The 12,242-nt window shown below is 55.5% G+C and carries 8 protein-coding genes; 3 read left to right on the top strand and 5 right to left on the bottom strand.

Going from position 1 to position 12,242, the window contains the following annotated elements; translation table 11 throughout:
• Positions 1-50 precede the first annotated feature (50 nt).
• Positions 51-962 carry a LysR family transcriptional regulator gene (locus LDB27_RS13835; RefSeq protein WP_000597928.1) on the top strand — a complete coding sequence of 304 codons (912 nt, stop codon included), beginning with the start codon at positions 51-53 and terminating at the stop codon, positions 960-962.
• A gap of 90 nt (positions 963-1,052) precedes the next feature.
• Here LDB27_RS13835 and infA read toward each other — a convergent pair whose 3' ends face one another.
• The 5 genes from infA to trxB form a co-directional block, all read right to left on the bottom strand.
• On the bottom strand, positions 1,053-1,271 hold the full coding sequence (gene infA, locus LDB27_RS13830) for a translation initiation factor IF-1 (protein WP_001040187.1): 219 nt from the start codon (positions 1,269-1,271) through the stop codon (positions 1,053-1,055).
• A 311-nt stretch (positions 1,272-1,582) separates the two neighbouring features.
• A complete protein-coding gene (gene aat / locus LDB27_RS13820; protein WP_001241643.1) occupies positions 1,583-2,287 on the bottom strand; it encodes a leucyl/phenylalanyl-tRNA--protein transferase in 705 nt (234 codons plus the stop codon).
• 44 nt (positions 2,288-2,331) lie between these two features.
• The gene (gene cydC / locus LDB27_RS13815; RefSeq protein ID WP_001202257.1) at positions 2,332-4,053 is read right to left on the bottom strand and encodes a heme ABC transporter ATP-binding protein/permease CydC; all 1,722 of its coding nucleotides are present in this window, start codon (positions 4,051-4,053) and stop codon (positions 2,332-2,334) included.
• Positions 4,054-5,820 carry a heme ABC transporter permease/ATP-binding protein CydD gene (cydD, locus tag LDB27_RS13810; RefSeq protein WP_001044531.1) on the bottom strand — a complete coding sequence of 589 codons (1,767 nt, stop codon included), beginning with the start codon at positions 5,818-5,820 and terminating at the stop codon, positions 4,054-4,056.
• A gap of 114 nt (positions 5,821-5,934) precedes the next feature.
• The gene (gene trxB / locus LDB27_RS13805) at positions 5,935-6,903 is read right to left on the bottom strand and encodes a thioredoxin-disulfide reductase (RefSeq protein ID WP_000537406.1); all 969 of its coding nucleotides are present in this window, start codon (positions 6,901-6,903) and stop codon (positions 5,935-5,937) included.
• 546 nt (positions 6,904-7,449) lie between these two features.
• Here trxB and lrp point away from each other — a divergent pair.
• Positions 7,450-7,944 carry a leucine-responsive transcriptional regulator Lrp gene (gene lrp, locus LDB27_RS13800; protein ID WP_000228469.1) on the top strand — a complete coding sequence of 165 codons (495 nt, stop codon included), beginning with the start codon at positions 7,450-7,452 and terminating at the stop codon, positions 7,942-7,944.
• A 134-nt stretch (positions 7,945-8,078) separates the two neighbouring features.
• The gene (gene ftsK, locus LDB27_RS13795) at positions 8,079-12,155 is read left to right on the top strand and encodes a DNA translocase FtsK (RefSeq protein WP_225519852.1); all 4,077 of its coding nucleotides are present in this window, start codon (positions 8,079-8,081) and stop codon (positions 12,153-12,155) included.
• Positions 12,156-12,242 lie beyond the last annotated feature (87 nt).

Here is a 12,242-nt window from a genome sequence, read left to right as displayed (position 1 = left end):
TTCGGTAGTGGCTAAAATGGCTCATACCGTTCCATTAATAGGACAATGTAATGATAAAAACGGATCTCAATGATTTTGCGTGGTTTGTGCATGTGGTCGAAGAGGGTGGGTTTGCCGCGGCGGGGCGTGCGCTTGATGAACCAAAATCAAAACTGAGCCGGCGTATTGCGCAACTGGAGGAACGGCTGGGCGTGCGATTGATTCAGCGAACTACCCGGCAGTTTAACGTTACCGAAGTGGGACAAACATTCTATGAGCACTGTAAAGCGATGCTGGTGGAAGCTCAGGCGGCGCAGGATGCCATTGCCGCATTGCAGGTAGAGCCTCGCGGTATCGTGAAGCTGACCTGCCCGGTGACGCTGCTGCATGTACACATCGGCCCAATGCTGGCGAAATTTATGGCGCGTTATCCTGATGTTTCGCTACAGCTTGAAGCGACCAATCGTCGGGTGGACGTCGTAGGGGAGGGGGTGGATGTGGCGATTCGCGTCAGGCCGCGCCCGTTTGAAGATAGCGACTTGGTGATGCGCGTCCTGGCTGACAGAGGGCATCGCCTGTTTGCCAGCCCGGATCTTATCGCACGGATGGGAATCCCTTCCGCGCCGGCGGAGTTGAGTCATTGGCCAGGGCTAAGTCTTGCATCCGGCAAGCATATCCACCGCTGGGAACTTTACGGCCCGCAGGGCGCGCGTGCGGAAGTCCATTTTACCCCGCGTATGATTACTACAGACATGTTGGCGCTACGCGAGGCGGCGATGGCGGGCGTGGGGCTTGTGCAGTTACCTGTCTTAATGGTGAAAGAACAGCTGGCCGCCGGTGAACTGGTCGCGGTGCTGGAAGAGTGGGAGCCCCGGCGGGAGGTTATTCATGCTGTGTTCCCATCCCGGCGAGGATTATTACCTTCCGTACGCGCGTTGGTCGATTTTTTGACGGAAGAGTATGCGCGGATGGTGGAAGAGTAACCTGCTCGTCATTCATCGACTTAATGGACGCAAAAAAGGCCGGTTAAACCGACCTTTTATCCAGCCGCCCTTCAGGGCGTGAGGAGACAATTAGCGACTACGGAAGACAATGCGGCCTTTGCTCAGGTCGTACGGGGTCAGCTCAACGGTCACTTTGTCGCCCGTCAGGATGCGGATGTAGTTCTTACGCATTTTACCGGAGATGTGTGCAGTAACCACGTGACCGTTTTCTAACTCTACGCGGAACATGGTATTAGGTAACGTTTCGAGAACGGTACCTTGCATTTCAATATTGTCTTCTTTGGCCATCTAATCCTCTGGGGTATCACTACCATAATTTGAACCGGCAAGATAATGCCGAACTTCTTTTGATAAGTAAAGATTTGTGCGTTTAAAACACAGCAAACCAGGTTTAGCACATGATTCCGCGACACACGACAACGCCGCGTTATACACCCTTTCCCTGATACTACCGCCTGATGTATCGACATAAGCGCAACATATAAGGGAACGGTGAAATAAACGATGGGCGTTACCTGACAACGGGCTGCGGGATAATATGCTAAACCAATTCTGCGGCAGCAATTATAACACCCCAATAAAAAATGTGCCGAAAACATTCACTTCCGGGGCAAAAATAATGTCCGCGGCACCCAAAAACGGGAGGCCAGCGGTTGTTGGCGTAAGGCCGCGAGGTGATCGAGGTAGTCACGACGTGGAATTTCAATGGCGCCGAGCGAGGCGGTATGACTATTAATTACCTGACAATCAATAAGTTTACCGCCGTGACGGGTAAATTCAGCGCAAAAAACCAGCAGTGCGGTTTTAGAGGCATTCTCCTGGCGGCTAAACATCGATTCGCCGCAAAACAGCGCCCCCTGCGAGACGCCATACATCCCGCCGACCAGTTCCTGATCACGCCACACTTCAATGGAGTGCGCGTGGCCCAATTCATGTAATCGGCGATAGGCTTCCTCAATACCACGCGTTATCCAGGTGCCTTCGTCACGGTGATTGGCGCATCCATCAATGACCCGATCGAAAGCGTAATTGAGCGTCACGCGGTAAGGGGATGCGTTGTGAAAGCGCTTCATGCTGCGACTGAGGTGAAACTTTTCAGGCCACAGCACGGCGCGCGGATCGGGCGACCACCACAGAATCGGGTCGCCCGGCGAAAACCACGGGAAAATCCCGTGCTGGTAGGCCATTAACAACCGGGCAGGGCTGAGATCGCCGCCCAGCGCCAGTAAACCGTTAGGCTCGCGTAAAGCGCCTTCCGGCGAAGGGAAGGCGATAGAATGTCGGGAAAGCTGAACCAGACGCATGACGGCGAAACTCCAGTACGCAAGTCGGATCGTTCAATAATAGCTTACAGACGTTGTTTAAACTGATAATAGCGCCCTTGTCCGGCTAACAATTCTGCATGAGTGCCTCGCTCAATGATACGCCCGTCGTCCATTACGATGATTTGATCAAAACGGGCCAGGCCGCGCAAACGGTGAGTCACCATCAGGACGGTTTTCTCGCGCATCACATCGGCAAGTAATTCCAGCATTTCGCTCTCGGTGGTCGCATCCAGCCCCTCAGTAGGCTCATCCAACAGCATCAACGGGGCATCGTGCAACAGCGCGCGGGCGATGGCCAGGCGACGAAGTTCGCCGCCGGATAGCAGACGACCGCCTTCGCCAAGCCAGCTATTAAGCCCACTATCTTCGAGCAGATTTTCGAGGCCGACGCGACGCAGCATGTCGGAAAGGGCTTCGTCGCTGGCATTGGGTGCCGCCAGTAATAAATTATCACGCAGCGTGGCGCTGAACAGGTGGACACGCTGCGGCACCACGCTGATAGTCCGGCGTAAGGCGGATTCGCTCAGCGAGGATAGCGGAAGATCGTTGAGCAGAATTTCGCCTTGTTGCGGGTCCCAGGCGCGGGTGAGTAGCTGCAACAGCGTTGATTTTCCGCAGCCGGTACGCCCCAGAATAGCGACATGCTCGCCAGGATTAGCCTGTAATGAGAGGGCATTGAGCGCATTAATCGGCTGGTCGGGATAACGAAACGAAACGTCCCGCAGGGTGAGTGTGACCTTTTCCGGCGCGGGAGTTTCTGCCTGCGGAAAGGTCACCTCCGGTTTTTGCTCCGTTAATTCAGTGATACGAAGCGCAGAGGCGATAACCTGCCCCAGATGCTGGAATGCGCCGGTAACGGGCGCAAGTGCCTCGAAAGCCGCCAGCGCGCAGAAGACAAACAGCGCGATGAGCGCGCCGGGCTGCGTATTGCCGCCAACGCCGCCGGAGGCCATCCACAACATTAACATCACCGCCAGCGCGCCAATCAGCAGCATTAACGCCTGCGATAAGGCGGTCAGTTCAGACTGTCGGCGTTGGGCCTCATGCCATTGTAATTCGGTGGCTTCCATTTGCGCCCGATAGCGTTTGCTGGCGCCAAAAATGGTGAGTTCCGCCTGGCCCTGTAACCATGACGTGAGCTGTTGGCGATACTGACCTCGTAGATGCGTCAGATTTTGGCCGGTATTTTTGCCGGCGCGATAAAACACCGGCGGCATAATAAACAGCGTCAACAGCATAATGCCGCCCAGCGTGATCGCCAGCGTCACGTCGAGAACGCTAAGCCCCAGGGTGACAATCATAATCACTACAAAAGCGCCGACTAGCGGGGAGATGACGCGCAAATAGAGATGATCCAGCGTGTCGACGTCGGCAACGATGCGGTTCAGCAGTTCACCTTGCTGATATCGCGCCAGACCCGCGGGGGAGAGCGGTAGAAGTTTGCTGAAGGTGTAAATACGCAGATGTTGCAGCACGCGGAACGTGGCGTCATGACTTACCAGACGTTCAAAATAACGACCGGCGGTACGGGTAATGGCCGCGCCGCGCACGCCGGCTGCCGGGAGCATATAGTTAAAACTGTAAATTCCCGCGAAGCCTGCGATAGCGGACGCGGACAGGAACCAGCCGGAAAGCGTCAGCAGCCCGATACTGGCAAGCAGGGTCAGGATTGCCAGCGCAATTCCCAGCGTTAGCATCCATTTGTGGCGTTTATAAAGCGTCAGATAAGGGAGTAGCGCGCGCATTTAAATATCCTCCTGACGGTGAGCCAATAACGTCGCAAAAGCGCCGTTGGCGGCGCTGAGTTCGGCATAACTGCCTTGTTCGACAATCGCGCCATCTTGCATAACCCAGATAGCGTCCCAGTCGGCGAGATCTTCCAACTGATGCGTCACCATTAATGTGGTCTGGCGTTTTGACGCCGCTTTTAACGCCTGCATGACGCGTTGCTCGCTGTGAGCGTCCAGGCTTGCCGCCGGTTCATCCAGCAGTAGCAGTTGACAGGGATTAAGTAGCGCACGGGCGACCGCTACACGCTGTGCCTGGCCGACGGAAAGTCTGCTGGCATGATTGCCGAGCGGGGTGTCTACTCCCTGCGGCAGCAGCGGTAAAAACTCGCTTACCCATGCGGCGTCAAGCGCGGCATAAAGTTCCTGCTCGCTGGCGTCCGGGCGCGCCAGTAATACATTTTCGCGTAGCGTCGCCGCAGGTAATTGCGGGTTTTGTCCGACCCAGGAGAGATGCTGGCGCCAGGATTCCGGCGAGAGATCGCGAAGCTCGACACCGTTAATACGCAAAGATCCCTGATAGGAGAGAAAACCGGATAATACATTCAACAGAGAGCTTTTACCGGAACCGCTGCGTCCTACCAGGACGGCGCGTTCTCCTGCCGCTAATGAGAAATTCAGCGGCCCGGCAAGCGTTTTGCCTTCTGGCGAGGTGATAATAAGATTGACTGCGTCAATGGTTACAGGTTCGTTTTCCGCCAGCTCAACTTCGCCGCGCGCCGGGTGGGCGAGGGGTGTTTCCAGAAATGTCTTCAGACTATCCGCCGCGCCAACCGCCTGCGCCTTAGCATGATAAAACGTGCCGAGGTCGCGTAACGGCTGGAAAAACTCCGGCGCGAGGATCAAAGCGAGGAACCCGGCGGCGAGCGTCACACCAGTACCGTAATGACCAAAGTTCAGCTCGCCCAGGTAAGAGAAGCCAAAATAAACGGCGACCAGCGCAATAGAAAGCGAGGTGAAAAACTCCAGCACGCCGGAAGATAAAAAGGCGAGGCGCAGTACTTCCATCGTGCGTTGACGAAAATCCTGCGATGCTGCGCGAATGTTCTCGGTTTCCGCTTCTCCACGACCGAAAATTCGCAGCGTTTCCATCCCGCGCAGACGGTCAAGAAAATGGCCGCTTAGCCGGGCAAGCGCCAGGAAATTGCGGCGGTTGGCGTCGGCCGCGCCCATTCCCACCATCGCCATAAATAGGGGAATGAGCGGGGCAGTGCCCAGCAGAATCAGCGCCGCCGCCCAATTTGACGGGAAAATCGCCGCCACGATTAAGAGCGGTACGCAAACGGCAAGCGCCATTTGCGGCAGATAGCGCGCATAATAGTCATGCATATCGTCAATCTGTTCCAACACCAGCGTCGCCCAGCTACCGGCGGGCTTGCCCTGAATCCAGGCAGGGCCGGCTTGCTGCAGACGATCCAACACCTGACGGCGGATCTCAAAGCGAATATGTTGTCCGGCATGAAAACCGACGCGCTCGCGCAACCACACCACCCAGGCGCGAAGGACAAAGACCAGTATCAGCAGGATAAAAGGGAGCAACAGCGCTTCCCGTGGAATGTTCTCCATGATCATATGTTGCAGGATACGCGCCATGATCCAGGCCTGAGCGACAATTAATACGCCACTCATGAATCCCAACAGGCGGGAAATATTCAACCACCGTTGGGAGATTACGCTTTGCTGTTTTAACCAGCGGGTCAGCTCTTTTTGACGGGTTTTATTCATTGCACGCTTAGCAGGTGAGTTATTAGAATTTCAGGCAAGGGCAATGTTACAACGACGCAAAAATAAAGGCGACTTATAGTCGCCTTTTTTACTTTTGTTACTGATTTGTAAAAACTATTTGCTCGCGTCGGCCAGACCATCGAGATAGCGTTCAGCATCCAGCGCCGCCATACAGCCCGTACCTGCAGAGGTGATCGCCTGACGGTAAATATGATCCATAACGTCACCCGCCGCGAATACGCCAGGGATGCTGGTTTGTGTGGCGTTGCCATGGGTGCCGGACTGAACTTTGATATAACCATTTTCCAGCTCAAGCTGGCCTTCGAAGAGCGCCGTGTTTGGGCTATGACCGATGGCTACGAAAAGTCCGGCGATGTCCAGCGTCTCGATATTATCGCTCTGCTGCGTGTCGCGAAGACGCAGACCAGTGACGCCCATCTGATCGCCGGTCACTTCTTCCAGCGTCCGGTTGGTGTGCAGGATGATATTGCCATTTTCGACTTTATCCATCAGGCGCTTAATGAGGATTTTTTCAGCGCGGAAACCGTCACGGCGATGGATAAGGTGTACTTCCGAAGCGATGTTGGACAGATAAAGCGCTTCTTCAACTGCGGTGTTGCCGCCGCCGATCACCGCCACTTTCTGGTTGCGGTAGAAGAAACCGTCGCAGGTTGCGCAGGCGGAAACGCCGCGCCCTTTAAAGGCTTCTTCCGATGGCAGCCCCAGATAGCGCGCGGAAGCGCCGGTCGCAATGATCAACGCATCACAAGTGTACTCTGCGCTGTCACCTGTCAGACGGAACGGACGATTTTGCAGATCCACTTTGTTGATGTGATCAAAGATTATCTCAGTTTCAAATTTTGCCGCATGTTCATGCATGCGTTCCATCAGCAGCGGGCCGGTCAAATCGTTTGGATCGCCGGGCCAGTTTTCCACTTCCGTCGTGGTAGTCAGTTGACCGCCTTTTTCCATACCGGTAATAAGTACTGGCTGTAAATTTGCGCGCGCGGCATACACCGCCGCGGTATATCCCGCCGGTCCTGAGCCCAGAATAAGCAGCTTACTGTGTTTGGTCGTGCCCATGAGATCCCCATAGTTGTTGGCAGACAATGAGCAGAATTGTAGGGAATTTACAGACGTAAAAAAAGAGCATAACGATTTTGTTAACAATATGTGTAATAGCATGAACCGATGAACGACCGGGACAGCGACGTTATCATCACAAATTTTACTTGAAATCGGTAACTTATAAGGTGACGAAATGACAGTTTACCGCCCTCTCTAATGAATAACTGGCATGTTGTACTAAAAATCGATGTTTTGCTTTGACAATCACCTGCTGTTTTGCGAAAACATTCGAGGAAGAAAAAAACTGTGTTATGTATGTGCTGCATAATCATGCATGTAAATACCATGTTTACCGGGCTAGTGAAATCTACGCATGGCGTGGACAGACGCCATTCGTGATGTCGATAGCTGCCGCGAGGCAACGGTCTTCTCACCATAGACCAGGCATTGCGCGCCGTTAATCCCTCTGGGTTTCGGTCTATTGTGATGGGCAGCGACTCTGAACAGTGATGTGAGTAGAGTCAGGCAGGAGTAGGGAAGGAATACAGAGAGACAATAATAATGGTAGATAGCAAGAAGCGCCCTGGCAAAGATCTCGACCGTATCGATCGTAACATTCTTAATGAACTGCAAAAGGATGGGCGTATTTCCAACGTCGAGCTTTCTAAACGAGTAGGGCTTTCGCCGACACCTTGCCTTGAGCGTGTGCGTCGGCTGGAGCGACAGGGGTTTATCCAGGGCTATACGGCGCTGTTGAACCCGCATTATCTGGATGCGTCACTTCTGGTATTCGTTGAGATTACCTTAAATCGCGGCGCGCCGGATGTGTTTGAACAGTTTAATGCCGCCGTGCAAAAGCTTGAAGAGATTCAGGAGTGTCATTTGGTTTCCGGCGATTTCGACTACCTGTTGAAAACCCGTGTACCGGATATGTCAGCGTATCGAAAACTATTGGGAGAGACGTTGCTGCGCTTGCCAGGTGTGAACGACACCCGAACTTACGTAGTGATGGAAGAGGTAAAACAGAGTAATCGTCTGGTTATTAAGACACGCTAACACGGAACAGGTGCAAAATCGCCGTAGTTTGATTACACTCCTGTTAATCCATACAGCAACAGTGCCGGGGTAACCCGGTGCTGTTGTCCGTTTTAGCATCGGGCGGGAAAAGCCTGGAACCTGGAGAGCCTTTTTTGAGCCAGGAATATACTGAAGACAAAGACGTCACATTGACGAAGTTAAGCAGCGGGCGCCGACTTCTGGAAGCGTTGTTGATACTTATTGCCCTTTTTGCCGTCTGGCTGATGGCGGCCTTGTTGAGCTTTAACCCTTCGGACCCCAGTTGGTCGCAAACCGCCTGGCATGAACCCATCCATAATTTAGGCGGCGCGCCGGGCGCGTGGCTGGCCGATACACTGTTCTTTATTTTTGGCGTAATGGCCTACACCATCCCTGTCATTATTGTCGGCGGGTGTTGGTTTGCGTGGCGTCATCAGTCTACGGATGATTACATCGACTATTTTGCTGTGTCGCTACGCCTTATCGGCGTGCTGGCGCTGATTCTCACTTCCTGCGGTCTGGCGGCCATTAATGCCGACGATATCTGGTATTTCGCCTCCGGCGGCGTAATTGGCAGCCTGTTAAGCACCACGCTGCAGCCGTTGTTGCATAGTAGCGGCGGAACGATAATGCTTCTCTGTATTTGGGCTGCCGGGCTGACGCTCTTTACCGGTTGGTCCTGGGTTAGTATCGCCGAAAAATTAGGCGGCTGGTTGCTTAATATACTGACCTTCGCCAGCAACCGTACCCGGCGTGATGATACGTGGGTTGACGACGAAGAGTATGATGACGAATACGATGAAGAAACCGACGGCGTGCAGCGTGAATCTCGCCGGGCGCGTATTTTGCGCGGCGCGTTGGCGCGTCGTAAGCGACTGGCTGAAAAATTCAGCAATCCACGGGGCCGTCAGACCGATGCCGCGCTCTTTTCCGGCAAACGGATGGATGATGACGAGGACATTCAGTATAGCGCGCGCGGCGTCGCTGCCGATCCCGACGACGTTCTGTTTTCGGGCAACCGTGCGACGCAGCCGGAATATGATGAATATGATCCGCTGTTAAACGGCCATTCTGTCACCGAACCGGTTGCCGCCGCTGCGGCCGCAACTGCCGTCACCCAGACGTGGGCAGCGTCCGCCGATCCCATAATGCAAACGCCGCCCATGCCGGGGGCTGAGCCGGTTGTCGCGCAACCGACCGTGGAGTGGCAGCCCGTACCGGGGCCGCAAACCGGCGAGCCGGTTATCGCGCCTGCGCCGGAGGGGTATCAGCCGCATCCGCAATATGCTCAACCGCAGGAGGCGCAAAGTGCGCCGTGGCAGCAACCTGTGCCTGTCGCTTCCGCGCCGCAATACGCCGCGACGCCAGCGACCGCAGCAGAGTATGACTCTCTTGCGCCGCAGGAAACACAGCCGCAATGGCAGGCGCCGGATGCCGAACAACACTGGCAGCCGGAGCCGACCCATCAGCCGACGCCGGTTTATCAGCCGGAGCCGATAGCGGCTGAACCTTCCCACATGCCGCCGCCGGTTATCGAACAGCCGGTTGCCACCGAGCCTGAACCTGTCATAGAAGAGACCAGACCCGCCCGTCCTCCGCTTTACTATTTTGAAGAGGTGGAAGAGAAACGCGCCCGTGAGCGCGAACAACTGGCGGCATGGTATCAACCGATTCCGGAGCCGGTAAAAGAGAACGTGCCGGTCAAACCTACGGTATCTGTCGCGCCATCCATACCGCCAGTGGAAGCGGTAGCCGCCGCCGCGTCGCTTGACGCAGGTATTAAGAGTGGCGCTCTGGCAGCAGGCGCCGCGGCCGCTGCGCCTGCATTTGGTCTGGCTACCGGCGGCGCGCCGCGTCCGCAGGTGAAAGAGGGGATTGGTCCGCAACTGCCGCGTCCGAACCGCGTTCGCGTGCCGACCCGACGGGAACTGGCGTCGTACGGTATTAAGCTGCCGTCACAGAGGATTGCAGAAGAAAAAGCCCGCGAGGCGGAGCGCAATCAGTACGAGACGGGCGCGCAGCTAACCGATGAAGAAATAGATGCAATGCATCAGGACGAGTTAGCCCGTCAGTTTGCGCAGTCGCAGCAGCATCGTTATGGTGAGACGTATCAGCATGATACTCAACAGGCAGAAGATGACGATACCGCTGCGGAAGCTGAATTAGCCCGCCAGTTTGCCGCTTCGCAACAGCAGCGATATTCCGGCGAGCAACCCGCTGGCGCGCAGCCGTTCTCACTGGACGATCTGGATTTCTCGCCAATGAAAGTATTGGTTGATGAAGGTCCGCACGAACCGCTGTTCACGCCGAGTGTCATGCCCGAATCAACGCCTGTTCAGCAGCCGGTAGCACCGCAGCCGCAGTATCAACAGCCGCAACAGCCGGTAGCGCCGCAGCCGCAGTATCAGCAGCCGCAACAGCCGGTAGCGCCGCAGCCACAGTACCAGCAGCCGCAGCAGCCGATAGCACCGCAACCGCAGTATCAGCAGCCGCAACAGCCGGTAGCGCCGCAGCCACAGTATCAGCAGCCGCAGCAGCCGGTAGCGCCGCAGCCACAGTATCAGCAGCCGCAGCAACCGACAGCGCCGCAGCCGCAGTATCAGCAGCCGCAACAGCCGGTAGCGCCGCAACCGCAGTATCAGCAGCCGCAACAGCCGACAGCGCCGCAAGACAGCCTGATTCACCCGCTGTTGATGCGTAACGGCGACAGTCGTCCATTACAGCGTCCGACGACGCCGCTGCCTTCGTTAGATCTTCTGACGCCGCCGCCGAGCGAAGTTGAACCGGTAGATACCTTTGCGCTGGAGCAAATGGCGCGTCTGGTTGAAGCGCGTCTGGCGGATTTCCGCATTAAAGCTGATGTGGTGAACTATTCGCCAGGCCCGGTCATTACTCGCTTTGAACTGAATCTGGCCCCGGGCGTTAAAGCGGCGCGTATCTCCAACCTTTCCCGGGATCTGGCGCGCTCATTGTCAACGGTAGCCGTACGCGTTGTGGAGGTCATTCCAGGCAAACCTTACGTAGGGTTGGAATTGCCGAACAAGAAACGGCAAACCGTTTATCTGCGCGAAGTGTTGGATAACGCCAAATTCCGCGAGAATCCGTCGCCGCTTACCGTGGTGTTAGGTAAGGATATCGCGGGCGATCCGGTAGTGGCGGATCTGGCGAAAATGCCTCACCTGCTGGTGGCCGGTACGACCGGTTCCGGTAAGTCGGTCGGAGTTAACGCCATGATCCTCAGTATGCTGTATAAAGCGCAGCCGGAAGACGTTCGCTTTATCATGATCGACCCGAAAATGTTAGAACTCTCGGTCTATGAGGGTATACCGCATCTGCTGACAGAAGTTGTTACCGACATGAAAGACGCGGCTAACGCGTTACGCTGGAGCGTCAATGAGATGGAGCGTCGCTATAAGCTGATGTCCGCGCTCGGCGTGCGTAATCTGGCTGGGTATAACGAGAAAATCGCCGAAGCGGCCCGCATGGGGCATCCGATTCCGGACCCGTACTGGAAGCCGGGCGACAGTATGGATGTTCAGCATCCGGTTCTGGAAAAACTGCCGTATATCGTGGTACTGGTTGATGAATTTGCCGACCTGATGATGACCGTCGGTAAAAAAGTTGAAGAGCTGATCGCGCGTCTGGCGCAGAAAGCGCGCGCCGCGGGGATTCACCTGGTACTGGCGACGCAGCGTCCGTCGGTCGATGTGATTACTGGTTTAATTAAAGCCAACATTCCAACCCGTATTGCTTTTACCGTATCCAGCAAGATCGACTCCCGCACCATTCTTGATCAGGGTGGCGCTGAGTCGTTATTGGGAATGGGGGACATGCTCTACTCCGGACCAAACTCCACCATGCCGGTACGTGTCCATGGGGCGTTTGTGCGTGACCAGGAAGTCCATGCGGTGGTGCAGGACTGGAAAGCGCGCGGTCGTCCGCAATATGTGGATGGCATTACCTCCGACAGCGAAAGCGAAGGTGGTGGTGGCGGTTTTGACGGCGGCGAAGAATTAGATGCGCTATTCGATCAGGCCGTTAATTTCGTCACCCAGAAGCGTAAAGCGTCCATTTCCGGCGTTCAGCGTCAGTTCCGCATCGGCTATAACCGTGCGGCGCGTATTATCGAACAGATGGAAGCGCAGGGTATTGTCAGCGCTCAGGGGCATAACGGTAATCGTGAAGTGCTGGCTCCGCCGCCTTTTGAGTAAACCTGTAAGCCGGATGGCGCTGTGCAGGCTGCCATCCGGCAACAAAATTCAGTATTTTCTTCTTTCCTCATGCTGATTTTTGGCCTG

It is taken from the genome of Salmonella sp. JXY0409-18, assembly GCF_020268625.1.
GTDB classification, from domain to species: Bacteria; Pseudomonadota; Gammaproteobacteria; order Enterobacterales; family Enterobacteriaceae; genus Salmonella; species Salmonella enterica.
The sequence above is the reverse complement of the archived record's forward strand: the minus strand, read 5'-3'. Positions and strand labels throughout refer to the sequence as shown.

Excerpts from the sequence above, each read along its gene's own strand:
- LDB27_RS13835 (WP_000597928.1), top strand. The coding sequence starts at position 51 with ATGATAAAAACGGATCTCAATGATTTTGCGTGGTTTGTGCATGTGGTC.
- infA (WP_001040187.1), bottom strand. The coding sequence starts at position 1,271 with ATGGCCAAAGAAGACAATATTGAAATGCAAGGTACCGTTCTCGAAACG.
- aat (WP_001241643.1), bottom strand. The coding sequence starts at position 2,287 with ATGCGTCTGGTTCAGCTTTCCCGACATTCTATCGCCTTCCCTTCGCCG.
- lrp (WP_000228469.1), top strand. The coding sequence starts at position 7,450 with ATGGTAGATAGCAAGAAGCGCCCTGGCAAAGATCTCGACCGTATCGAT.
- trxB (WP_000537406.1), bottom strand. The coding sequence starts at position 6,903 with ATGGGCACGACCAAACACAGTAAGCTGCTTATTCTGGGCTCAGGACCG.
- cydD (WP_001044531.1), bottom strand. The coding sequence starts at position 5,820 with ATGAATAAAACCCGTCAAAAAGAGCTGACCCGCTGGTTAAAACAGCAA.
- cydC (WP_001202257.1), bottom strand. The coding sequence starts at position 4,053 with ATGCGCGCGCTACTCCCTTATCTGACGCTTTATAAACGCCACAAATGG.